The organism is Streptomyces sp. NBC_00090 (assembly GCF_045160815.1).
Lineage (GTDB): Bacteria > Actinomycetota > Actinomycetes > Streptomycetales > Streptomycetaceae > Streptomyces.
Window position 1 is genome coordinate 2,377,836 of sequence record NZ_CP108224.1, and the last position, 23,162, is coordinate 2,400,997.

Sequence of the window (23,162 nt, forward strand, 5' to 3'; positions counted from 1 at the left end):
CGGCTCAGTAACGGTAGTCGGGCCAGTGCGGGTCCTCCCAGCGAGCCGGACCGCTGAGGCCGATCAGCCGTATCCGGTGGAGCAGCTCCTCGGGGGCGTCCTGGTCTCGCAGCCGGGGACGGGCGTGGTGGACCAGCCAGGCCGCCAGCTCGGTGCGCAGCCGGTCCTCGTCGTGCCAGGTGCGCCAGGGAAGTTCGTCCGCCAGCAGGTCGTAGTCCCAGCGGTCAGCCGCCTCGGCCAGGTGCCGGTGGGCCACCGGATGATCCAGCGTCTCCCACACGGTGAGCCAGGGGGCGAGCGTGCCGGAGGCCTCCGTGCACAGCACGAGCAACTCGTGCACGGGCATCGCGGGATCCGTCTCGACGAGGCTGTACGCCCACCAGGCGTGCAGAAACTCCGCCACCGCCGCGCTCTGCGGCGCGGGCCACCGGTGCCACTCGCCCCAGGCGAACACCAGCCCGACGTCCTCCACGCCGAACAGCGGCTCCACGCGGCCGCGGACGAGGTCCCTGGAGAACTGGGGCAGGATGCGGCGCAGCACGGCGCCCTTGTCGCGCCAGTCCGGAGCCGTCCATGTGCGGTACAGGAGGTCGGGGTCCAGCTCCGCGTCCGGGGACTTCAACTGCGCCAGCTCTTCCGCACTGCCCCAGTGACAGTCGCATTGGACCTCGTCCGCGGCCGCGATCATGCCGCGGAAGGTGACGGCCACGTCCGCGAGCGCGGCGTCGAGTCGGAGTCGCGCGGGAGTGTCGTCGGGATGCATGGTCATGGCACTGCCTTCAGGACTCCGGACGGCTTCCGCCGTCCGAAGATCCGTACGCTACCCGGCCGGACCGACGTTGTCGTTCCGAATACTCACGACACCCGGCGCGGCGGGCTGTCGTCGTTGCCGCGCCGGATCGTCCGCGCCGGACGCCCGGGCGCCCAGGTGCGCAGCACCAGCTCGTCGCCGTCCACCCAGGTCCGTACGACCTCGGTCGGCTCCACCCGGAAGAGGTGGAAGGGCTGGGGCTCGCCCGCCTCGGCCACGTACCGGGCCACGGTCTCGGGGTCGGTGATCTCGACCGCCCGCCCGGAGACGCGGACGTCCCCGCCGCCCATGTCGGTGCCGGAGCCCGGGTTGGCGAGGAGCGCGAGCCGGGGATCGCGACGCAGGTCGAGGGCCTTGCGGGAGTTCGGCATCATGCCGAGCCAGAGCTCGCCGAAGCGGAAGCCCGCCTCGATGCCGCTGAGCCGGGGCGAGCCGTCCTTCCGCACGGTGGCGAGGGCGTGGTGGGTGTGCTGCCCGAAGCGCTCGCGCACGGTCGCGGCGAACTCGGGTTCGGCGGCCTCGAAGGCCGACCAGGTGGTTCCGGTGTCTCCCATGACTTCAGGAAACACCGGATACCCGACAACATCTGTCCGGATTGCTCCGGACTCGCCAGCGGATCGCTCAAGCGGTGGCGGCGCGCTCCTGCACGCTGCGCTCGACGCAGAACTCGTTGCCCTCCGGGTCCGCGAGGGTCGCCCAGCCGGTGCCGTCCGCGTTCCGACGGTCGTCGAGCAGGGTGGCGCCGAGGGCGAGCACCCGCTCGATCTCCTCGTCGCGGGTGCGGTCCTGCGGCTGGAGGTCGAGGTGGACGCGGTTCTTCACCGCCTTCGGCTCGGGCACCTGGATGAAGAGGAGGTTCGCACCGGGCGACTCCACGGTCGCCTCGGGGTCCCCGGGCTCGTCGTCGGCGGCGAGCTTCGCGTCCAGGACCACGGCCCAGAAGCTCGCCAGGGCGTAGGCGTCGGCGCAGTCGATGGTCACGTGTCGTACGAGAGAAGTCATGGCGTCATGATCCCCCGGACGTCCGGGAGTCGGCCACCGCTATATCCACCACCCGCTCGGCGGTGGCGAGTTGCCGACTCTCCGTGGCCGCCACGGCGATCCGGCGACGGCGACGGTCAGGTGCGGACGATGCCCTGGGCCCGGGCCGCGGCGAGCCACGCGGGGAACTCGGAGACGAGCCGGTCGTACAGCTCCGCGTCCGGGACCCGGCTCGGGTCCTGGCCGGCGTGGAAGAAGCCCGCGTTGTCGACGGGCCGCTTCGCCGGCACGTCCAGCTCGTCGAGCCTGCGAAGGAACTCGAACTGCCGGCTGGAGGGGTCGCCGAAGCCGATGAACTGCCAGAAGATGGGCAGCCGGGCCGCCTTGCACACGTACCGCTCGGCGGCCTGCTTGTTGATCGGCCCCCCGTCGGTCTGGAAGACGACGAGCGCGGGTGCGGTGGAGCCGCTGTCGAGGTAGTGGTCGATGACGGCGTCCATGGCCAGGTGGTAGCTGGTCTTGCCCATGTGGCCGAGCCCGGCGACGATCCGGTCGATGCTGCCGGCGTGGTCGTCGAGCCGGATGTCGGTCTCGGCGTCGATGTCCGTGGAGAAGAAGACGACCGGGACCCGGCCGTCTTCGTCGAAGTGCGCGGAGAGCCCCAGCACCCGGTCGGCGAGGGCCTGGACGGTGCCGTTCGCGTAGTACGGCTTCATCGACCCCGAGTAGTCGACGACCAGGTAGACGGCGACCCGCTGCCCGGCCATGCCGTGCCGCTGGAGCGAGTCCCCCGCCGACTTGTAGAGGCTGACCAGCGCGGGCGCGGCCTCCTCGACCTTCCGCAGGCTCAGGGGCATGGGCGCTCCTTCTCCAGTTCCTCGATGTCCACGAGCATGGCGTCGGCGAGATCGCGCTCGGCGGCGTAGTACCGCTCGGCCCAGGTGAGGGTGAGCCGGGGGTACGCCCACGCCTCGTCCGCCCCGGAGTCCACCACGTCCGCCTCGGCGCGCAGCCGCATGCTCTCGGCGTACTCCCGGTGTCCGGTCAGGATCTCGCGCATCCGGTCGGGCGCGAGGAGATGGCCGAGCCAGAGGCGGAGCATCGGCCCGTGTTTGAGGACCGGCGGATCGAGGGGGGCCGTGTGGGCCCAGGCGGTGACGGCGGCGAGGCCCTCGTCGGTGATCCGGTAGACGCGCTTGTCGCGCGTGCCGGCCTCCGGGGCGACGAGGCGCGAGGTGGCGTAGCCGGTCTTCTCCAGCCGCTTGAGTTCGGCGTAGATCTGACTGAACGACGGGCTCCAGTAGAAGAGGCCGAGGGACCGGTCCGACCACTTCTTCAGGTCGTAGCCGGACAACTCCCGTCCGAAGGAGAGCAGTCCGAGCACCGCCCAGCCGGTCGCCGGAAGCCCGGGCAGTGCCTCCGGAGCCCCCTCCGTCGTCTCGTCCACGGACGGAAGTGTACGACGCTTCCCTCCTCCACCTATGCCTGCTAGAAGTATTTCGATTAGGCATACCTGTCGCAGCCGCACAGGTTCGGGAGGAGCTCACGTGAAGTTCTCCATGATCTTCGAAGCACAGCTCGTCGACCCCACCCCCGCACGCGAACGCGCGGTCATCCACGACTGCGTCGAACAGGCCGTCCTCGCCGAGGAGATGGGATTCGACCGGATCTGGGCGGTCGAGCACCACTCCCTCACCCAGTACGCCCACATGAGCGCGTCCGAGATCTTCCTGACCTGGGTCGCCGCCCGCACCAGGACCATCCGCGTCGGGCACGGTGTGGTCACCATGCCCTTCGGCTACCAGCACCCCGTCCGGGTCGCCGAGCGCGCCGCGATGCTCGACGTGCTCTCCGGCGGCCGGGTCGACGTCGGCGCCGGCCGGGGCGCGACCCGCCAGGAGATGCGGATGTTCGGGGTGCGCCCGGACGACACCCGGCCGCAGACGGAGGAGGCCCTGCGGATCTTCGCCGCCGCCTGGCGCGAGCCGGAGTTCGAGTGGCACGGCTCCCTCGACATCGGCCCCGGCGCGGTCCTGCCGCGCCCCGTCCAGCACCCGCACCCGCCCCTCTTCATGGCCTGCTCGCAGCACGACTCCCTCCGGCAGGCGGCCGAACTCGGCATCGGGGCGCTGGTGATGGGCTTCGCGGGCGCCGAGGACGTCCGCGCGATGCGGACGGTGTACGACGAGGCCATCGCCGCGCGGGACGGATCGCGGCTGGTCTCCACCGAGGTCAACGACCACTTCTCCGCCCTCTGCCCGACGATCGTCCTGGACGACGCCGACCGCGCCCTGCGGCTCGGCACCCGGGGGCAGCGCTTCTTCGCCGAGTCGATCGCCCACTGGTACGGGGGCGCCCCCGCGCCCACCGGGTACGCGGAGGACGAGGACCACGCGGGCGCCCTCGAAGAGGAACGGCGGAAGCTGGTCGCCCGGCTGCACGAGGCGAACATCCCGGCCCGGCCGGTCGACACCGGCACGTACAACACCGACCACGCGTACGGGGACTCCGCCACCGCGATCGCCTACGTGGAACGGCTGCGGGAGATCGGCGTCGACGAGGTGATGTGCCTGATCCAGATGGGAACCGTGCCGCAGGAGGCCTGCCTGGAGACGATCCGCCAGTGGGGCACGAAGGTCATCCCGCACTTCCGCGCCCCGGAGGCGTCCTCGTGACGGGGCGTCCGGGGAAATCGGTGATCGTCACCGGCGCGGGGCGCGGTCAGGGAGCGGCCGAGGCCCGGCTGCTCGTGGCCGCCGGGGCTCGGGTCGTCCTCACCGACGTACGGGAGGAGGAGGGCCGGGCGGTCGCGGCGGAGCTGGGCGACGCGGCGGTCTTCGTCCGCCACGACGTGACGTCGGCCGAGGACTGGCGGGCGGTGACGGAGGCCGCGCTCGCCGCGTACGGCCGGCTCGACGGCCTGGTCAACAACGCGGCGGTGTGGCGGACCGACCCCCTGACCCCTGCGGCGCGCACGCTCTGCGACGCCATGTCGGCGGCCTTCCCCCGGCCGGAGGCGGGCGTGGCGGCGCTGCGCGCGGCGGCCCGGGCGGGCGTCCGCGAGGTCCCGCCCGGGCCGGCCGTCTCCGCGAACGGCGTCCCCGTCCGGCTCCACGAGGGCACGGGCGACCTCGTCGTCGTCTTCGCCCACGGCGGCGGCTGGGTCCTGTGCGACCTGGACACCCACGACCGCCTGTGCCGCGCGCTCGCCGCCCGTACCGGCGCCACCGTCGTCTCCGTCGACTACCGCCGCGCGCCCGAGCACCGCTTCCCTGCGGCCGAGGACGACGTGTACGCGGTCCTGCGATGGGCGGCCGGGACCCGCCCGGGGCGCCCGCTCGTCCTGGCGGGCGACTCCAGCGGCGGGAACCTGGCCGCCGCGGTGGCCCTGCGCGCCCGCGACCGGGGCGGTCCGCCGGTCACGGGCCAGCTCCTCGTCTACCCGGTCCTGGACCACCGCCTCGACGGGGACTCGGCCCGCGCCTTCGCGGAGGGCTACTTCCACACCACGGCCCACATGCGCTGGTACTGGCAGCAGTACCTGGGCCCGGACGGCGACCCGGTCGCGGCCTCCCCCGGCCTGGCGGACGACGTCTCCGGACTCCCCCCGGCCCTCCTCGTCCTCGCGGACTGCGACCCGCTCCGCGACGAAGGCCTGGCCTACGCCCGCCGCCTCTCCGCGGCGGGCGTCCCGGCCCAGGTCCACCTCCACACGGGCGTGTTCCACGGGTTCCTCGGCGGAGCGGGGCTGCTGCCTGAGGCGGACGCGGCGCTGGACGGGGCGGCGGCGTGGCTGAACGCCCTCACCGGATGAGCGCGGTGCAGTGGCTTGACCCGGATGTGCCGGCGACGCCTACGACGACACCTTCAGCAAGCTGCCGGGCGGGGCCCGGTGGACGGTCGTCGGGCTGCTGACCGGCGCGTTCCTGCTCCTGATCGTCGCCTCCTGGCTGATGGTCTCCGCCGTCCACGGCCGCCCCACCGACCGCCAGACCCTCGGGGCGGTCCAGATCCTCCGGTACGAACGCGACCGGGCGCGCACGGTGCTCCGTATGACGAACTGGGCCCGCTGGACGGGCCTCCTGGGCGTCCTCGCGGTGACGTCGGCGGTCCTGATCACGTGGATCGCCCCTCCGGCGCCGTAACCGGAACACAGAAACACTCCTGAGCCCCCACCGGCCCGCACTCCACGAGCGTGCGGCAACCCCACGCGCCCCGCTCGGGCACCGCCTGCGCCGAAACGGACAATCGCACACCCGCACCACGCGCACCGGCGCCCACCCAGTCGTCCGGTCGGGGACATTCGGGGGGCGCCGCGCTCAGTTCCGCACGTCGTTGTACGGGACGTTCAGGGGGTGATCCGGCGGGATCAGACCGTCAGCGAACGGTCCGTCGGGCGGATCGGGGCCGGCAGGGAGCTGGCTCCGGTCAGGTAGCGGTCCACGCCACGAGCCGCGGAGCGGCCCTCGGCGATGGCCCACACGATGAGGGACTGGCCGCGACCCGCGTCACCGGCGACGTACACGCCATCGACGTTGGTGGCGAAGTCCGCGTCACGGGCGATGTTACCCCGCTCATCGAGGGCCAGACCAAACTGCGCGACCAGGCCGTTCTCCACGTCCGTGCCGGTGAAGCCCATCGCGAGCGTGACCAGCTGGGCGGGGATCTTGCGCTCCGTGCCCGGCTTCTGGGTCAGCTTGCCCTCGACGAACTCGACCTCGACGAGGTGGAGGAACTGGACGTTGCCGTCCTCGTCGCCCTCGAAGTGGGTGGTGGAGACGGAGTAGACCCGCTCGCCGCCCTCCTCGTGCGCCGAGGTGACCTTGTACAGCATGGGGAAGGTCGGCCAGGGCTGGCCGGCGTTCCGCTCCTCGCCCGGCTGCGGCATGATCTCCAGCTGCGTGACCGAGGCCGCGCCCTGGCGGTGCGCCGTACCGACGCAGTCCGCGCCGGTGTCGCCGCCGCCGATGACGACGACGTGCTTGCCCTCGGCGGTGATCGGCGGGGCCACGAAGTCGCCCTCGACGACCTTGTTGGCCAGCGGCAGGTACTCCATGGCCTGGTGGATGCCGGAGAGCTCGCGGCCCGGGACGGGCAGGTCACGCGCGGTGGTGGCACCGGCGGCGATGACGACCGCGTCGTACCGGTTGCGCAGCGCCGTCGCCGGCATGTCGCGGCCGATCTCGACGCCCGTGCGGAACTTGGTGCCCTCCGCGCGCATCTGCTCGATGCGGCGGTTGATGTGCCGCTTCTCCATCTTGAACTCGGGGATGCCGTACCGGAGGAGACCACCGATGCGGTCGGCCCGCTCGTAGACGGCGACCGTGTGGCCGGCCCGGGTCAGCTGCTGGGCGGCGGCGAGGCCCGCCGGGCCCGAGCCGATGACGGCGACGGTCTTGCCGGAGAGGCGCTCGGGCGCCTGCGGCTTGACGTCACCCCCGTCCCAGGCCTTGTCGATGATGGAGACCTCGACGTTCTTGATGGTGACGGCCGGCTGGTTGATGCCGAGCACGCACGCCGACTCGCAGGGAGCCGGGCACAGGCGGCCGGTGAACTCCGGGAAGTTGTTGGTGGCGTGCAGGCGCTCCTGCGCCGCCGACCAGTCCTCGCGGTAGGCGTAGTCGTTCCACTCGGGGATCAGGTTCCCGAGGGGACAGCCGTTGTGGCAGAACGGGATGCCGCAGTCCATGCAGCGTCCGGCCTGCTTGCTGATGATCGGCAGCAGGGAACCGGGAACGTAGACCTCGTTCCAGTCCCTGACTCGCTCGCCCACCGGCCGGGTCTTGGCGATCTCGCGCCCGGTGGTCAGGAAGCCCTTGGGGTCAGCCATTGGTCGCCGCCTCCATCATCTTCTCGGTGGTCTCGGCCTCGGAGAGACCGGCGAGCTCAGCGGCGTCCTTGGCGGCGAGCACTGCCTTGTACGTGGTGGGGATGATCTTGCTGAACCGGTCCGCGTTCGCGTCCCAGTCGGCGAGGAGCTTCTCGGCGACCGTCGAGCCGGTCTCCTCCTGGTGGCGGCGCACGACATCGTGCAGCCACGCCTTGTCGGAGTCCGAGAGGGTCTCGACCGCCCCCAGGTTGCCGGAGTTGACGTTGTCCCGGTCGAGGTCGACGACGTAGGCGACACCGCCCGACATGCCGGCCGCGAAGTTGCGTCCGGTCTCGCCGAGGACGACCGCCGTACCGCCGGTCATGTACTCGCAGCCGTGGTCGCCCACGCCTTCCGAGACGACCAGGGCGCCGGAGTTGCGGACGCAGAAGCGCTCGCCGGTGCGGCCGCGCAGGAACAGCTCGCCGCCGGTGGCGCCGTAGCCGATGGTGTTGCCCGCGATGGTCGAGTACTCGGCCAGGTGGTCGGCGCCCCGGTCCGGGCGGACGACGACGCGGCCGCCGGAGAGGCCCTTGCCGACGTAGTCGTTGGCGTCGCCCTCCAGGCGGAGGGTGACACCGCTCGGCAGGAAGGCGCCGAAGGACTGGCCGGCGGAGCCGGTGAAGGTGATGTCGATGGTGTCGGCGGGCAGGCCCGCGCCACCGAACTTCTTGGTCACCTGGTGGCCGAGCATGGTGCCGACCGTGCGGTTGATGTTGCGGATGGCGACCTGGGCGCGGACCGGCTGCGCCTCCTCGGCGGAGGCGGCGTTCAGGGCCTCGGCGGCGAGCTGGATCAGCTCGTTGTCGAGGGCCTTCTCCAGACCGTGGTCCTGCTCGATCAGGGCGTGGCGGACCGCGCCCTCGGGCAGCTCGGGCACGTAGAAGAGCGGCTCCAGGTCGAGACCCTGCGCCTTCCAGTGCGTGACGGCGCGGCTGGTGTCGAGCAGCTCGGCGTGGCCGACGGCCTCTTCGATGGTGCGGAAGCCCAGCTCGGCGAGGATCTCGCGGACCTCCTCGGCGATGAACTCGAAGAAGTTGACGACGTACTCGGCCTTGCCGGAGAAGCGGTCGCGCAGGACCGGGTTCTGGGTGGCGATGCCGACCGGGCAGGTGTCCAGGTGGCAGACGCGCATCATGACGCAGCCGGAGACGACGAGCGGCGCGGTCGCGAAACCGAACTCCTCGGCGCCGAGCAGCGCGGCGATGACGACGTCGCGGCCGGTCTTGAGCTGGCCGTCGGTCTGGACGACGATCCGGTCGCGCAGGCCGTTGAGCAGCAGGGTCTGCTGGGTCTCGGCGAGGCCGAGCTCCCAGGGTCCGCCCGCGTGCTTCAGCGAGGTCAGCGGGGAGGCGCCCGTTCCGCCGTCGTGGCCGGAGATGAGGACGACGTCCGCGTGGGCCTTGGAGACACCGGCGGCGACGGTGCCGACGCCGACCTCGGAGACCAGCTTCACGTGGATGCGGGCGACCGGGTTGGCGTTCTTGAGGTCGTGGATCAGCTGAGCCAGGTCCTCGATGGAGTAGATGTCGTGGTGCGGCGGCGGGGAGATCAGGCCGACGCCGGGCGTCGAGTGACGCGTCTTGGCGACCCACGGGTAGACCTTGTGGCCGGGCAGCTGGCCGCCCTCGCCGGGCTTGGCGCCCTGGGCCATCTTGATCTGGATGTCGTCCGCGTTGACCAGGTACTCGCTGGTGACGCCGAAGCGGCCGGAGGCGACCTGCTTGATGGAGGAGCGGCGCGCCGGGTCGTACAGGCGGTCCGGGTCCTCGCCGCCCTCACCGGTGTTGGACTTGGCGCCCAGCTGGTTCATGGCGATGGCGAGGGTCTCGTGCGCCTCACGGGAGATGGAGCCGTACGACATGGCGCCCGTCGAGAACCGCTTGACGATCTCGCTGGCCGGCTCGACCTCGTCGAGGGAGATCGACGGGCGGTCGGAGGTGAAGCCGAAGAGGCCGCGCAGCGTCATGAGGCGCTCGGACTGCTCGTTCACCCGCTCCGTGTACTTCTTGAAGATGTCGTACCGCTTGTTGCGCGTGGCGTGCTGCAGGCGGAAGACGGTCTCCGGGTCGAAGAGGTGCGGCTCGCCCTCGCGGCGCCACTGGTACTCGCCGCCGATCTCCAGGGCGCGGTGCGCCGAGGGGACGCCGGAGACGGGGTACGCCTTGACGTGGCGGGCGGCGACCTCCTTGGCGACGACGTCGAGACCGGCGCCGCCGATCTTGGTGGCCGTGCCGTTGAAGTACGTGGCGACGAAGCCGGCGTCGAGGCCGACGGCCTCGAAGACCTGGGCGCCGCGGTAGGAGGCGACCGTCGAGATGCCCATCTTGGACATGACCTTGAGGACGCCCTTGCCGAGGGCGTAGATCAGGTTCCGGATGGCCTGCTCGGGCTCCATGTCCTCTATGAAGGTGCCGGCGCGGACCAGGTCCTCGACGGACTCCATGGCGAGGTACGGGTTGACCGCCGCGGCGCCGTAGCCGATGAGCAGGGCGACGTGGTGGACCTCGCGGACGTCACCGGCCTCGACGAGCAGACCCACCTTGGTGCGCTGCTTGGTGCGGATGAGGTGGTGGTGGACGGCCGAGGTGAGCAGCAGCGACGGGATCGGCGCGTGCTCGGCGTCGGAGTGCCGGTCGGAGAGCACGATCAGGCGGGCGCCGCCCTCGATCGCGGTGTCGGCCTCGGCGCAGATCGCCTCGATGCGGGCGGCGAGGGCCTCGCCGCCGGCGGAGACCCGGTAGAGGCCGGAGAGGGTCACGGCCTTCATGCCGGGCATGTCGCCGTCGGCGTTGATGTGGATGAGCTTGGCCAGCTCGTCGTTGTCGATCACCGGGAAGGGCAGGGTGACGCTGCGACACGACACGGAGGTCGGTTCGAGCAGGTTGCCCTGGGGGCCCAGCGAGGAGCGGAGGCTCGTCACGAGCTCTTCACGGATGGCGTCCAGCGGCGGGTTGGTGACCTGCGCGAAGAGCTGGGTGAAGTAGTCGAAGAGCAGCCGCGGGCGGGCGGACAGGGCCGCGATCGGGGAGTCCGTGCCCATGGAGCCGAGCGGCTCGCCGCCGGTGCGGGCCATCGGGGCGAGGATGACGCGGAGCTCTTCCTCGGTGTAGCCGAAGGTCTGCTGGCGGCGGGTGACCGAGGCGTGGGTGTGCACGATGTGCTCGCGCTCGGGGAGGTCCTCGAGCTCGATCTCGCCGGTCTCGAGCCACTCGGCGTACGGGTTCTCGGCGGCGAGGCCGGCCTTGATCTCGTCGTCCTCGATGATCCGGTGCTCGGCGGTGTCGACGAGGAACATCTTGCCGGGCTGGAGGCGGCCCTTGCGGACGACCTTGGCGGGGTCGATGTCGAGGACGCCGACCTCGGAGGAGAGGACGACGAGGCCCTCGTCGGTGACCCAGTAGCGGCCGGGGCGCAGACCGTTGCGGTCGAGGACCGCGCCGACCTGGACGCCGTCGGTGAACGTGACGCAGGCCGGGCCGTCCCAGGGCTCCATCATCGTGGAGTGGTACTGGTAGAAGGCGCGGCGGGCCGGGTCCATGGAGTCGTGGTTCTCCCACGCCTCGGGGACCATCATCAGGACCGCGTGCGGCAGGGAGCGGCCGCCGAGGTGGAGCAGCTCCAGGACCTCGTCGAAGGAGGCCGAGTCGGAGGCGTCCGGGGTGCAGACCGGGAAGATCCGGGAGAGGTCCTTGCCCTCGCCGAAGACCTTGGATTCGAGCTGGGCCTCGCGGGCCGTCATCCAGTTCCGGTTGCCCTTGACGGTGTTGATCTCACCGTTGTGGGCGACGAAGCGGTACGGGTGGGCCAGCGGCCAGCTCGGGAAGGTGTTGGTGGAGAACCGGGAGTGGACCAGGGCCACGGCGGAGGCGCAGCGGCGGTCCGACAGGTCCGGGAAGAAGGGCTCCAGCTGGCCGGTGGTCAGCATGCCCTTGTAGACGATGGTGCGGGCGGAGAGCGACGGGAAGTAGGTCCCGGCCTCGCGCTCGGCACGCTTGCGCAGTACGAAGGCCTTGCGGTCCAGCGCGATGCCCGTGTTCTCTCCGTCGGCCACGAAGACCTGGCGGAAGACCGGCATGGTGGAGCGGGCGGAGGCGCCGAGCAGCTCGGGGGCGACGGGGACCTCGCGCCAGCCGAGGACGGTGAGGCCCTCTTCGGCGGCGATGGTCTCGATCTTCGAGACGGTCTCGTCCGTGCCGTCCTCGGGGAGGAAGGCGATGCCGACGGCGTAGGCGCCGGCTTCGGGGAGCTCGAATCCCGCGACCTCGCGGAGGAAGGCGTCCGGGACCTGGAAAAGGATGCCGGCGCCGTCTCCGGAGTCGGGCTCGGAGCCGGTGGCGCCGCGGTGCTCGAGGTTGCGCAGTACGGTCAGCGCCTGCTCGACCAGCGCGTGGCTGGCTACACCGGTGAGGGTGGCCACGAACCCGACACCACAGGCGTCGTGTTCGTTACGGGGGTCGTACATCCCCTGCGGAGCGGGGCGACCGTCCATGGGCGACCAGGCGTCGGAACGCATCGGCTCTCCCGTCGTCGTCGTGGCATATGCAACTGCCGAGGGACGACGTTGGCCCTCCGCGAAATTTCGTGCAGGTTACATGATGGCTGGCTTCTCGCGAAGCGGATAGCGCGTTCCAGCATGCGGACACCACCAACACGGAGCGGTGGTGTGTTCTTACCCGTCGGGATGCGGGGACAAGGACTGTCCCGCAGGGGACGGATCGGGGGAGTCGAAGGATCTCCGGGTCTCCGGCGGTCCGTCACTGTGTGGGCTTCGTTGCCCAATGACGCTCAGGCCTCATTCCCGTTGGTCACGGGTTCGAAACCGCCGAGTAACCGGCTACTTATGTGGCGTCCTGCATAGTGTCTCATCGACGCGGCGGTTCGGACCAGGGATATACGTCACAGCCGTTCCACCCCTTTTGCCCCGCAAAGGTACCCCGAAACGCCCGAAAGGCCCCCTGAGGGGGCCTCTCGGTCTTCTGCGCGGGTACGGAATCCGTTCCGGTATCCGGAGCTACAGCGCCGCTCCGAAGAGCATCCCGAGCCCGTACGTGACGGCGGCGGCCGCGCCTCCGAGGGCGAGCTGGCGCAGCCCGCTGAAGAGCCAGCCCCGGGCGGTCACCCGGGCCACGAGCGCGCCGCAGGCGAAGAGCCCGAGAAGCGCGAGCAGCACGGCGGGCCACAGCGCGGTCGCCCCGAGCAGGTACGGCAGTACGGGGAGCAGCGCGCCGAGCGCGAAGGAGCCGAAGGACGACACGGCGGCGACCGTCGGCGACGGCAGGTCGTCCGGGTCGATGCCGAGCTCCTCGCGGGCGTGGATCTCCAGGGCCTGCTCGGGGTCCCGGGAGAGCTGCATGGCGACCTCGCGGGCGAGCGCGGGCTCGACGCCCCGGGAGACGTACAGCGCGGCGAGCTCCTCCATCTCGTCGATGGGGTGCTTGCGCAACTGGCGCCGCTCGACGTCCAGTTCGGCCTGTACGAGCTCCCGCTGCGAGGCCACGGAGATGTACTCGCCCGCGGCCATGGAGAAGGCGCCGGCGGCGAGCCCCGCGAGGCCGGTGATGACCACGGTCTGCGAGGAGACCGCGCCACCGGCGACACCGGTCATCAGGGCGAGGTTGGAGACGAGACCGTCCATCGCGCCGAACACCGCGGGCCGCAGCCAACCGCCGTTCACGTCGCGGTGCGTGTGGTTGTCCCGGTGCGCCTCGTGCAGTGGCGCCTGAGCTTCGATGATGGACATGGCTCTCCCCTCGTTCCGGCGGGCCGGGTTGCACCCGCCGCCCCCAACACCTCGAAAATACGCGCGACGTAAGGGGCGCGCCAGCAAGGCAGGCCGTACTTACTAAGGTCCGCCTCACCGGGTGAACCAGATTCTGGCGAGGTGTCAGCCGGGTGACAGAGACGTTTCTTCGGCGAGTTACCGGCCCCCGGTGGCACAGATCCAGGCATCGGGGACGCCGAACCGCGCGCCCCCACCGAGGAAGGGGCCGCGAGAATGACGACCACGGCATGCGACACCCGCGAACGGGCGAGAGGGGCGCTCCTCGGCCTCGCCGTCGGCGATGCCCTCGGAGCCCCCGCGGAGAACATGCGCCCCTCGGAGATCCGCCGCCGCTGGGGTCGCATCGAGGGCTTCGTGACGGACCGCCCGGCGGGCACCGACGACACCGAGTACGCGATCTTCTCGGCCCTGCTGCTCGCCCGGCACGGCTCGGCGCTCACCGTCCACCACGTCGAACGTGCCTGGCACCACTGGATCGCCGACCTCGACGAGGGGCCCTTCCGCGGTGCGGGCTTCTCGGAGCGCGGCACCCTGGAGAACCTCCGCCGGGGCCTCGCCGCACCCATCTCCGCCCAGCACCGCCACGCCTGGAGCGACGGTCTCGCGATGCGCGCCGCGCCGTTCGGGGTCTTCGCCGCCGGACGCCCGGCGGAGGCGGCGCGCCTCGTCGCGATCGACGGCAGCGTCAGTCACGAGGGCGAGGGCATCTACGGGGGCCAGGCGGTCGCGGCGGGCGTCGCGGCGGCGATGGCGGGGGCGGGGGTCACCTCCGTCATCGCGGCGGCCCTCTCCGTCGTCCCGATGGACTCCTGGACGGCCCGCTCCCTGCGCCGCGCGGTCGTCGCCGCCCAGCGCGTCCAGCCGGACCCGCTCACCCGCGAGCGCCAGGTCCGCTCGGCGGTCGTCATCGGCGGCTACCCCTGGACGGACCTGGCCCCGGAGGCGGTGGGCCTGGCCTTCGGCGCCTTCGCGGCGGCCCGCGGGGACTTCCGTACGGCGGTCCTGACCGCGGTCAACATGGGCCGCGACGCCGACACGACGGCAGCGGTCGCCGGCGCCCTCGCCGGAGCCATGTCGGGCGTCTCGGCGATCCCGGAGGAGTGGTCGACGGCCATCGCGCCGGTCACCGGCAGCTGCCTCCCCTCCATGCGCGGCTACCACGTCCTGGACGTCGCGGACCTTCTGACCCCTGAGGAGAACCCCACATGACGACGAACACCTCCCCGACCGCCACTACCACCGGCACCGGCACCGCAGGTCCCCCCACCGCGGCTGCGGCCACCGACACTCCCTCCACGACCGCAACCACCCCCACCGCAGGCGCAGGCGCAGGCACGGGCGCGAGCGCGGCCCTCACCGCCACCGCGGGCCCCATCGCCGCCACGGCCACCGGCACCGGCGCGGGCGCAGGCACGGGCAGCGCCGCCGGTGCGGGCGCAGGCACGGGCAGCGCCGCCGGTGCGGGCACGGGCAGCGCCGCAGGCGCAGGCACGGGCAGCGCCGCCGGTGCGGGCGCAGGCACGGGCAGCGCCGCCGGTGCGGGCGCAGGCACGGGCAGCGCCGCAGGCGCAGGCACGGGCAGCGCCGCCGGTGCAGGCACGGGCAGCGCCGCCGGCGCAGGCACGGGCAGCGCCGCCGGCGCAGGCACGGGCAGCGCCGCCGGTGCGGGCACGGGCAGCGCCGCCGGCACGGGCGCGGCCGCGGGCGCGGCCGCCCCCCACCCCGGCGCTTCCGCCACCGCTGTGGGCAGTCGTCCCGCTGGGCGGGACGGGTGGGCACAGCCCACGGTGCCGGGTTCCGGCCTCCTGTTCGGTGCCCACGAGGACCCGGCGGCAGCGCCGGCATCAGGCGCACACGACCGGCCCCCGGTGCCCGGCGCACAACCCCAGGAACCGCGGCACAAGCCCCCGGCCGGCCGCGACGCCGTGGAGGGCCTCCTCCTCGGGCTCGCCGCGGGCGACGCCGCAGGCTGGCCCGCCGCCCGCCACCGCGCCGCCCGCATGCCGGAGTGGACCCGCCGCCTCACCCGCGAACTCGACACCTTCGCCGAGCAGAACGCGACGACCACCCTCCCCGTCCCCATCGCCCTCAACCAGCCCCCCGAGCCCCTCCGTCTCGGCCCCTCCGACGACGCCGAATGGGCGGTCTTCACGGCCGAGGCGATCCTCACCGCCTCCGGTCCCGTCTTCGCCGGCCTCCCGCCGGAGCGCCGCCTCCGCGCCGCCGTCGACCTGGCCTGGAACGCCCTCGCCGGCCAGGTGGCCGCCGCCGCCGACCGCGCCCCCGAGGTCGAGTCGGCCGTCCTCCCCCTCCGCGCCCGGATCTCCGTACGCGCCGGGCTCGGCAATCTCGCCACCGGCCTGCGCCCACCCGCCACGGGCCACGACAATCCGCACTACTTCGACGACGCCGCCTGCGTACGGGCCTGCGTCCTCGCCCTCGTCCACCCCGGCGAACCGCGCGCCGCCGCCGAACTCGCCGAGTTCGACGCCCGGTACACCCAGGACGGGGACGGTGTCCACGGCGCCCGAGCGATGGCGGCGGCCGTCGCCGCGGCGCTCGGCGGGGGGACGGTCGACGAGGCCGTCGGGGCGGCACTCGCCGAACTCCCGCCCGTCACCGAGATCGGCCGCAACGCCCGGCACGCGGTGAAGCTGGCCCAGACGGCCGGTTCGGCCTTCGAGCTCGTCCCGCTCCTGGAGCACCAGATCGTGGACCACGTCTACAGCTACGGGATCGCCGCCGCCGAGACCGTCCCCGTCGCCCTCGCCCTCGCCACCGCCGCCCGGGGCGAGATGACGGCGGCGGTGCCGGCCGCTGTCTGTCTCTCCCGGGTCGCGGACTCGGCCCCCGCGCTCGCGGGCGCGCTCACCGGCGCGCTGGGCGGCGGCCGTTCGGTGCCGGCGACCTGGCGCGAGGCCTGCCGAACGCTCGCGGGGTGCGCGCTGCCCCGGCTCGCGGGGACGGATCTGGTCGAACTCGCCGGACTCCTGGGAGCCACGGAACCGGGCGCCCCAGGTGGACAATTCCGACATGACACCCACACTGGATGTGCCCAGCCTGGATGACCGGATCACCGGAAGCCTCCTGGGGGCCGCCGTCGGCGACGCCCTCGGCGGCCCCGTCGAGGGCTACACCCCCGAGCAGATCCTGGAGCGCCACGGCGGCCGGGTCACCGGGATCGTCGGCCCCTGGAACGGCGGCGACTGGCGCACCGCCCGCCCCATCGCGCCGTACCACAAGGGCGACGGGCACGTCACCGACGACACCTTGATGACCCACGCCCTGATCCGGGTGTACGAGAAGGTCCGCGGCCACCTCGACGCGTACGCGGTCGCGGAGCGTCTCGTCCCCGAACTCATGGGCTCCCCCGTCTGGATCCCGGAACTGGAGGCCGAGGCCCTTCCGCTCCAGCGGATCTTCCTCGCCGAGAAGTGGATCGTGGCCCGGCTCCACTACGGCCACGTGGACCCCCGCGAGGCCGGCAACGGCAACATCGTCAACTGCGGTGCCGCGATGTACATGGCACCGGTCGGGCTCGTCAACGCCGCCCACCCGGCGGCCGCCTACGCCGAGGCGCTCGACATCGCGGGCGCGCACCAGTCCTCGTACGGCCGGGAGGCGGCCGGCGTCTTCGCGGCGGCGGTCGCCGCGGCCTGCGCGCCCCACGCCACTCCCACCTCGGTCGTCGAGACGGCCCTCTCCCTCGCCAAGGACGGCACCCGGTCGGCGATCGAGGCGGTCGCCGAAGTGGCCTCCCGCCACACGGACTTCGAGTCCGCCCTCACGCCCCTCCGCAAGGCGGTGGCCCCCTTCGACACGGTCGGCCCCGACTACCGCTCCCCCTCCCTCGGCGCCCGCCGCCCCTCCCGGCTCCACGCGATCGAGGAGCTGCCGATCGCCCTGGGCATGCTGCTCGTCGGCGAGGGCGAGTTCCGGCGTACGGTCCTCGGCGCCGTCAACTACGGCCGCGACTGCGACTCGATCGCCACCATGGCGGGCGCGATCGTCGGCGCCCTGCACGGCGAGGCGGCGGTCCCCGCGGAGTGGGCGAAGCGGGTCGCGGAGGCGAGCCGGCTCGATCTGCACGCCCCGGCGACCACGCTGGCCCGGGTGGCCCGTGAGGTCTTCGCCCGGGACGCGGAGCTGCGCCGGGCCCACGAGTCGGCGTTCGCGACGCTGACGAGCGTGGACCGGTGAACCTCCGGCTGACCTGGGTGCAGCCGGAGGACCTGGTGGGCCACGAGCTCCGCCAGGCCGCGGAGGACGGCCGCGACGCGCGGGCGATCGCCGCCCGCTGGTACGCGGCGGGCGGCCCGCCGGCTCCGGAGACGGCCGGCGCTTCCGCGGTACCCCGCCCGGACCTCCGCCCCCTGGCGGAAGACCTGCTTGACTCCCTCGCGTCCCTCCCCACGCCCCTGCCGGCCCGAGAGCCGACAGGGCTCCCCGAGATCCAGGCCCTGACGACCACACCCGCCACCGCTGCGGGCCGTCGTCCCGCCGGGGGTCCCTCCGCCCTCCGCGACCGGCTGCACGCCGCCTGGCTCGGGCGGGCCGCCGGGTGTCTGCTCGGCAAGCCCGTCGAGAAGCTGCCCCTCCCCGCCATCCGCGCCCTCGCCCGCGCCTCCGGCAACTGGCCGCTCTCCACCTGGTTCACCGCCCGCGGCGTGCCCCCGGAGCTGCTCGCCGCCCACCCCTGGAACCGTCGCTCCGCCTCCACCTCCCTCGCCGAGAACATCGACGGCATGCCCGAGGACGACGACCTCAACTACCCCCTTCTCAACCTGCTGCTCCTCCAGCGGTACGGCCGCGACTTCACCACCGCCGACGTCGCCCGCCTCTGGCTCGACGAACTCCCCGCCGGCCGCACCTTCACGGCCGAGCGCGTCGCCTACCGCAATCTCCTCGACGGCGTCGAGCCCCCGCTCACCGCCGTCCACCGCAACCCCTTCCGCGAGTGGATCGGAGCCCAGATCCGGGCCGACGTCCACGGCTGGACCCACCCCGGCGACCCGGCCACCGCCGCCGCTCAGGCCCACCGGGACGCGGCCCTCACCCACACCGCCAACGGGATCTACGGCGCGATGTTCGTCGCCGCCACCCTCGCCACCGCGGCGAGCGGCACCGCCGACGTCCACCGGGCCCTCGCCTCCGGACTCGCGGTGGTCCCGCCGCGCTCCCGGCTCGCCGAGGCCGTCCGTCTGGGCATCGCGGCCGCCCGCGGGGAAGGCGACTTCGACACCGTCGTCGACCGGCTGCACACCGAGCTCGGCGGGTACCACTGGGTCCATGCCGTCCCCAACGCCGCCCTGCTCGCCGCCGCCCTCACCCACGGCGACGGAGACTTCTCCCGTTCCGTCTGCGCGGCGGTCTCGGGCGGCTGGGACACCGACTCCAACGGCGCCACCGCCGGCTCGGTCGCCGGCCTGCTCACCGGCCACCCCGACCGGCTGCCCGAGCGGTGGACCGCCCCTCTCAAGAACCGTCTGGCGACCTCGGTCCCGTCCTTCGACGGCATCGGCTTCGACACCCTGGCCGAGACGACCGCCGCCCTCACCCACCAGGAGGCCGCACGCCCATGACCAGCATCGTCGTACTCGGCAGCATGAACATGGATCTCGTCGCCTACGTGGCGAGGGCCCCGGCCCGCGGCGAGACGGTCACCGGCCGCGCGTTCCGGACGGTCCCCGGCGGCAAGGGCGCCAACCAGGCCGTCGCCGCCGCCCGCGCCGGAGCCGAGGTGGCGATGATCGGCGCGGTCGGCGCGGACGACTTCGGCGTACGCCTCCGGGCCAACCTGGAGCACTGCTCGGTCGACACCGATCTCCTCCGGACCGCCGAGGGCCCCTCCGGCACGGCCCACATCGTCGTCGACGACGAGGGCGGCAACGCGATCGTCGTCGTTCCCGGCGCCAACGCCACGGTCACCTCCCTCAGCCACGGCGACGAGGCCCTCATCGGCACCGCCGACGCCCTGCTCCTCCAACTCGAACTCCCCCTCTCCGTCGTCACCGAGGGCGCCGCGACCGCCCGCCGTCTCGGCGTCCGCACCGTCCTCACCCCCGCCCCCGCCCAGCCGCTTCCTCCCGAGCTCCTCGCCGCCACCGACCTGCTGGTGCCCAACGAGCACGAGGCCGCCGCGCTCACCGGGCTCACCGACCCGCACGCCGCCGCCCTGGCCCTGCTGCGGGACGTCCCCGAGGTGGTCATCACCCTGGGTGCGGCCGGCAGCCTGTACGCCGCCAGGGGCGGCGAACCTGTCACGGTGCCCGCCCCCCGCGTCAGGGCCGTGGACACCACCGCGGCCGGCGACACCTTCGTCGGCGCCCTCGCCGTCGCCCTCGGCGAGGGCCGCCCCGTCAGGGAGGCGCTCACCTGGGCGCAGACCGCCGCCGCGCTCTCCGTCCAGCGCGAGGGCGCGTCGACCTCGATGCCGTACCGGACCGAGATCGAGGCGGCCATCGGCTCCCTCGACGACCTGGAGGCCGACCCCGCATGACGACCACCCCGCGCACCACCACCGCCCCGTCCACGCCCCCCGCCGCTCCCCCTCCCCCGCCACTCCCCTGTCCCCCGTCTCTCTCCCGTCCCCCACCACTCCCCCACCTCCCGCGGCTCCCCTGCACGGGCTGCGCGTCCTGGACCTCGCGACCCTCTTCGCCGGCCCCCTCGCGGCCACGATGCTCGGCGACTTCGGTGCCGACGTCGTCAAGGTCGAGCACCCCCGCAAGCCCGACCCGTCCCGCGGCCACGGCCCCGCCAAGAACGGCGTCGGCCTGTGGTGGAAGGTCCTCGGCAGGAACAAGCGGACGATCACCCTCGATCTCTCCTGCCCGGGCGGCCGCGACACCCTCCTCGGACTCGCCGCCGAGGCCGACGTGATCGTGGAGAACTTCCGCCCCGGCACCCTGGAACGCTGGGGCCTGGGCTGGGAGGAGCTCTCCACCGTCAACCCGCGCCTGGTCCTCGCCCGGGTCACCGGCTTCGGCCAGTTCGGCCCGTACGCCCACCGGCCCGGCTTCGGCACCCTCGCCGAGGCGATGAGCGGCTTCGCCGCCATCACCGGCGAGCCCGAGGGCCCGCCCACCCTGCCCCCCTTCGGCCTCGCCGACTCGATCGCCGCCCTCGCCACCGCGTACGCGGTGATGACCGCGCTCACCGCGAGGACCACGACCGGCCGCGGCCAGGTCGTCGACATGGCCATCATCGAACCGATGCTCTCCGTCATCGGCCCCCACCCCCTCTGGTACGACCAGCTCGGTTACGTCCAGCCCCGGACCGGCAACCGCTCCCGCAACAACGCCCCGCGCAACACCTACCGGACCTCCGACGGCTCCTGGGTCGCCGTCTCCACCTCCGCCCAGTCGATCGCCGAGCGCGTGCTGCGGCTCGTCGGCCGCCCGGAGCTCATCGACGAGCCCTGGTTCGCCGACGGCACGGGCCGGGCCGAACACGCGGACATCCTGGACGAGGCGGTCGGCACCTGGATCGCCCGCCACACCCGCGACGAGGCGATGGACGCCTTCGAGAAGGCGGAGGCCGCCATCGCCCCCGTCTACGACGTCCGGGACGTCCTCGACGATCCGCAGTACCGGGCGCTCGGCACGGTCACCGAGGTGCAGGACCCGGAACTGGGACCGATCAAGATGCAGAACGTCCTCTTCCGGCTCTCCGAGACCCCCGGAGCGATCCGCTGGCCCGGCCGCCCGCACGGCGCCGACACCGCCGACGTCCTCTCCGAGCTCGGTCTCACCCCCGCCGAGATCGACGCCCTCCGCGCCCAGGGAGCGGTATGACCGGTCTGGAGCGCCTGCGCACGCCGCTCACCTGGCTGTACGCACCCGGCGACCGCCCCGGGGTCGTCCACAAGGCCCTGTACTCGGGCGCGGACGTCGTCATCGTCGACCTGGAGGACGCGGTCGCCCCGCACCGCAAGGCGTACGCCCTCGACGCCACGGTCGATCTGCTCGCCGACGCCCACCCCGTCCCGGTGCACGTCCGCGTCCACACCCCGCTCGTCATCCCCACCCTGGCCCCCCTCCCCGGCCTCTGCGGTCTCCGTGTACCCAAGGTGACACACGCCACTGACATCCACCGGATCGCCGGACTCGCCCCCGGCCTCCCCCTCTACCCGCTCCTGGAGAACGCCCTCGCCGTGGAGCACGCGTACGCCATCGCCACCGCCCACCCCGACGTGCGCGGCATCGCTCTCGGCGAGGCCGACCTCCGCGCCGACCTGGGGGTACGGGACGACAGGGGCCTCGACTGGCCGCGCAGCCGCGTGGTGGTCGCCGCCCGCGCGGCCGCCCTCCCGCCCCCCGCCCAGTCGGTCCACGCCGACATCGGCGACCTGGACTCCCTGGCGGCCGGCTGCGCCCGGGGCCGGGCGATGGGCTTCCTCGGCCGGGCGGCGATCCACCCCCGCCAGCTCCCGGTCATCGAGCAGGCCTACCTCCCCACCCCGCAGGAGGTCGACGCGGCGCGGGAGGTCGTCGCGGCGGCCGAGACCGGGCAGGGCGCCCTGGCCCTTCCCGACGGCCGATTCGTCGACGCGGCGGTGGTGGAGGGCGCCCACCGGGTCCTCGCCCTCGCGTCCCGGACGGCCTGACCCCCGGCACGCGAAAGGGCCGCCGGAACCTCTCGGTCCCGGCGGCCCTTCGACGACGGAGGATCAGCTCTTGGCGGCCGATCCGGCGCCGTTGTCGGCACCGTGGTCCACGTCCGTATCCGTATCCGTATCCGTATCCGCGTCCGCGACGGCGTCCTCGGGCTCACCGTCGACGGCGACGTCGTCGGACTTCTCGGCGTCGTCGGACTTCTCGGCCTTGTCGGACTTCTCGGCCTTGTCGGACTTCTCGGCCTTGGGCTCCACGATCTCCTCGCGTCCCGGCCGGATCCGCGCCGAGATCACGATGTAGGTCACCGCGAGCACGAAGACGATGATCGCCGTCCACACGTTCAGCCGCAGGCCGAGCACGTGGTGCGCCTCGTCGACGCGCATGTACTCGATCCAGGCCCGGCCCGCGCAGTACGCGGCGACGTAGAGCGCGAAGGCACGCCCGTGGCCGAGCTTGAAGCGGCGGTCGGCCCAGACGACCAGGACGGCGACGCCGACGCACCAGAGCGACTCGTACAGGAAGGTCGGGTGGTAGAGCCCGGCCTCGCGGTTCGCGCTCTCGGTGATCTTCAGGGCCCAGGGCAGATCGGTCGGCTTGCCGTAGAGCTCCTGGTTGAACCAGTTGCCCCAGCGGCCGATGGCCTGGGCGAGGGCGATACCGGGCGCGATCGCGTCCGCGTACGCCGGGAGCGGGATGCCCCGTCGACGGCAGCCGATCCAGGCACCCACCGCGCCGAGCGCGATGGCGCCCCAGATACCGAGGCCGCCCTCCCAGATCTTGAAGGCGTCGACCCAGTTCTCACCCTCGCTGAAGTACAGCTGGTAGTCGGTGATCACGTGGTAGAGGCGTCCGCCGACGAGGCCGAAGGGCACCGCCCAGACGGCGATGTCGGCCACGGTGCCGGCGGTGCCGCCCCGGGCGATCCAGCGCTTGTTGCCGTACCAGACGGCGACGAAGACACCGATGATGATGCAGAAGGCATAGCCGCGCAGCGGGATCGGTCCGAGGTTGATCACGCCGGTCGACGGGCTGGGAATGTAGGCAAGGTCCATGGCAGGACCGACGCTACCCTGCCGGGCGGGCGCGACGGCAGCCCAC

At 72.9% G+C, this 23,162-nt stretch carries 18 protein-coding genes and 1 pseudogene; 10 read left to right on the top strand and 9 right to left on the bottom strand.

Annotated features, from left to right (window positions below):
• Nucleotides 1–4: 4 nt before the first annotated feature.
• The 5 genes and pseudogenes from OG361_RS10485 to OG361_RS10505 form a co-directional block, all read right to left on the bottom strand.
• On the bottom strand, nt 5–769 hold the full coding sequence (locus OG361_RS10485) for a hypothetical protein (RefSeq protein WP_405853078.1): 765 nt from the start codon (nt 767–769) through the stop codon (nt 5–7).
• A gap of 86 nt (nt 770–855) precedes the next feature.
• Nucleotides 856–1,365: a pyridoxamine 5'-phosphate oxidase family protein gene (locus OG361_RS10490; RefSeq protein WP_405853079.1), complete on the bottom strand. Its 510-nt coding sequence runs from the start codon at nt 1,363–1,365 to the stop codon at nt 856–858.
• A gap of 76 nt (nt 1,366–1,441) precedes the next feature.
• Nucleotides 1,442–1,813, bottom strand: a pseudogene (locus OG361_RS10495) (VOC family protein); the annotation flags it as partial.
• A gap of 116 nt (nt 1,814–1,929) precedes the next feature.
• Nucleotides 1,930–2,649, bottom strand: coding sequence for a vWA domain-containing protein (locus tag OG361_RS10500; protein ID WP_405853080.1), 720 nt, complete (start codon nt 2,647–2,649; stop codon nt 1,930–1,932).
• Nucleotides 2,640–3,239: a helix-turn-helix transcriptional regulator gene (locus OG361_RS10505; protein WP_405853081.1), complete on the bottom strand. Its 600-nt coding sequence runs from the start codon at nt 3,237–3,239 to the stop codon at nt 2,640–2,642. The genes OG361_RS10500 and OG361_RS10505 overlap by 10 nt, the downstream gene beginning before the upstream one ends.
• A 100-nt stretch (nt 3,240–3,339) precedes the next feature.
• Between OG361_RS10505 and OG361_RS10510 the strand changes: the two genes are divergently transcribed.
• The 3 genes from OG361_RS10510 to OG361_RS10520 all read left to right on the top strand — a co-directional run bounded on the left by OG361_RS10510 (nt 3,340) and on the right by OG361_RS10520 (nt 5,937).
• Entirely contained in the window at nt 3,340–4,467 is a 1,128-nt protein-coding gene (locus OG361_RS10510) for an LLM class flavin-dependent oxidoreductase (protein ID WP_405853082.1), read from the top strand.
• On the top strand, nt 4,464–5,606 hold the full coding sequence (locus OG361_RS10515) for an SDR family NAD(P)-dependent oxidoreductase (protein WP_405853083.1): 1,143 nt from the start codon (nt 4,464–4,466) through the stop codon (nt 5,604–5,606). The genes OG361_RS10510 and OG361_RS10515 overlap by 4 nt, the downstream gene beginning before the upstream one ends.
• Before the next feature lie 139 nt (nt 5,607–5,745).
• Nucleotides 5,746–5,937: a hypothetical protein gene (locus tag OG361_RS10520; protein ID WP_405853084.1), complete on the top strand. Its 192-nt coding sequence runs from the start codon at nt 5,746–5,748 to the stop codon at nt 5,935–5,937.
• A gap of 224 nt (nt 5,938–6,161) precedes the next feature.
• On the opposite strand, the gene OG361_RS10525 is transcribed toward OG361_RS10520, so the two are convergent.
• From OG361_RS10525 to OG361_RS10535, 3 genes are all read right to left on the bottom strand, one after another.
• Nucleotides 6,162–7,622 (bottom strand): glutamate synthase subunit beta, encoded by a 1,461-nt coding sequence (locus OG361_RS10525; RefSeq protein ID WP_384565730.1) that lies wholly within the window; start codon nt 7,620–7,622, stop codon nt 6,162–6,164.
• Nucleotides 7,615–12,177, bottom strand: a complete 4,563-nt coding sequence (gltB, locus tag OG361_RS10530) for a glutamate synthase large subunit (RefSeq protein WP_405853085.1) — start codon at nt 12,175–12,177, stop codon at nt 7,615–7,617. Before gltB ends, OG361_RS10525 begins: the two co-directional genes overlap by 8 nt.
• A 498-nt stretch (nt 12,178–12,675) precedes the next feature.
• Nucleotides 12,676–13,404 (bottom strand): VIT1/CCC1 transporter family protein, encoded by a 729-nt coding sequence (locus OG361_RS10535; RefSeq protein ID WP_405853086.1) that lies wholly within the window; start codon nt 13,402–13,404, stop codon nt 12,676–12,678.
• Nucleotides 13,405–13,659: 255 nt separating this feature from the next.
• On the opposite strand from OG361_RS10535, the gene OG361_RS10540 reads away from it, so the two are divergent.
• From OG361_RS10540 to OG361_RS10570, 7 genes are all read left to right on the top strand, one after another.
• Nucleotides 13,660–14,655, top strand: coding sequence for an ADP-ribosylglycohydrolase family protein (locus tag OG361_RS10540; RefSeq protein WP_405853087.1), 996 nt, complete (start codon nt 13,660–13,662; stop codon nt 14,653–14,655).
• A 578-nt stretch (nt 14,656–15,233) separates the two neighbouring features.
• Nucleotides 15,234–16,514, top strand: a complete 1,281-nt coding sequence (locus tag OG361_RS10545) for an ADP-ribosylglycohydrolase family protein (protein WP_405862182.1) — start codon at nt 15,234–15,236, stop codon at nt 16,512–16,514.
• Entirely contained in the window at nt 16,480–17,646 is a 1,167-nt protein-coding gene (locus tag OG361_RS10550; RefSeq protein ID WP_405853088.1) for an ADP-ribosylglycohydrolase family protein, read from the top strand. Before OG361_RS10545 ends, OG361_RS10550 begins: the two co-directional genes overlap by 35 nt.
• Complete coding sequence (locus OG361_RS10555; RefSeq protein WP_405853089.1) at nt 17,643–19,028, top strand: ADP-ribosylglycohydrolase family protein; 1,386 nt, start codon at nt 17,643–17,645, stop codon at nt 19,026–19,028. Before OG361_RS10550 ends, OG361_RS10555 begins: the two co-directional genes overlap by 4 nt.
• Nucleotides 19,025–19,945 (top strand): ribokinase, encoded by a 921-nt coding sequence (rbsK, locus tag OG361_RS10560; RefSeq protein ID WP_405853090.1) that lies wholly within the window; start codon nt 19,025–19,027, stop codon nt 19,943–19,945. Before OG361_RS10555 ends, rbsK begins: the two co-directional genes overlap by 4 nt.
• A 181-nt stretch (nt 19,946–20,126) precedes the next feature.
• A complete protein-coding gene (locus OG361_RS10565) occupies nt 20,127–21,242 on the top strand; it encodes a CaiB/BaiF CoA transferase family protein (protein ID WP_405853091.1) in 1,116 nt (371 codons plus the stop codon).
• Nucleotides 21,239–22,054 (top strand): HpcH/HpaI aldolase/citrate lyase family protein, encoded by an 816-nt coding sequence (locus OG361_RS10570; protein WP_405853092.1) that lies wholly within the window; start codon nt 21,239–21,241, stop codon nt 22,052–22,054. Before OG361_RS10565 ends, OG361_RS10570 begins: the two co-directional genes overlap by 4 nt.
• A 63-nt stretch (nt 22,055–22,117) precedes the next feature.
• On the opposite strand, the gene lgt is transcribed toward OG361_RS10570, so the two are convergent.
• The gene (lgt, locus tag OG361_RS10575; RefSeq protein WP_405853093.1) at nt 22,118–23,116 is read right to left on the bottom strand and encodes a prolipoprotein diacylglyceryl transferase; all 999 of its coding nucleotides are present in this window, start codon (nt 23,114–23,116) and stop codon (nt 22,118–22,120) included.
• Between the last annotated feature and the right edge of the window lie 46 nt (nt 23,117–23,162).

Excerpts from the sequence above, each read along its gene's own strand:
- OG361_RS10485 (WP_405853078.1), bottom strand. The coding sequence starts at position 769 with ATGACCATGCATCCCGACGACACTCCCGCGCGACTCCGACTCGACGCC.
- OG361_RS10500 (WP_405853080.1), bottom strand. The coding sequence starts at position 2,649 with ATGCCCCTGAGCCTGCGGAAGGTCGAGGAGGCCGCGCCCGCGCTGGTC.
- gltB (WP_405853085.1), bottom strand. The coding sequence starts at position 12,177 with ATGCGTTCCGACGCCTGGTCGCCCATGGACGGTCGCCCCGCTCCGCAG.
- OG361_RS10565 (WP_405853091.1), top strand. The coding sequence starts at position 20,127 with ATGCTCGGCGACTTCGGTGCCGACGTCGTCAAGGTCGAGCACCCCCGC.
- rbsK (WP_405853090.1), top strand. The coding sequence starts at position 19,025 with ATGACCAGCATCGTCGTACTCGGCAGCATGAACATGGATCTCGTCGCC.
- lgt (WP_405853093.1), bottom strand. The coding sequence starts at position 23,116 with ATGGACCTTGCCTACATTCCCAGCCCGTCGACCGGCGTGATCAACCTC.
- OG361_RS10570 (WP_405853092.1), top strand. The coding sequence starts at position 21,239 with ATGACCGGTCTGGAGCGCCTGCGCACGCCGCTCACCTGGCTGTACGCA.
- OG361_RS10535 (WP_405853086.1), bottom strand. The coding sequence starts at position 13,404 with ATGTCCATCATCGAAGCTCAGGCGCCACTGCACGAGGCGCACCGGGAC.
- OG361_RS10550 (WP_405853088.1), top strand. The coding sequence starts at position 16,480 with ATGACACCCACACTGGATGTGCCCAGCCTGGATGACCGGATCACCGGA.
- OG361_RS10490 (WP_405853079.1), bottom strand. The coding sequence starts at position 1,365 with ATGGGAGACACCGGAACCACCTGGTCGGCCTTCGAGGCCGCCGAACCC.
- OG361_RS10520 (WP_405853084.1), top strand. The coding sequence starts at position 5,746 with ATGGTCTCCGCCGTCCACGGCCGCCCCACCGACCGCCAGACCCTCGGG.
- OG361_RS10525 (WP_384565730.1), bottom strand. The coding sequence starts at position 7,622 with ATGGCTGACCCCAAGGGCTTCCTGACCACCGGGCGCGAGATCGCCAAG.
- OG361_RS10540 (WP_405853087.1), top strand. The coding sequence starts at position 13,660 with ATGACGACCACGGCATGCGACACCCGCGAACGGGCGAGAGGGGCGCTC.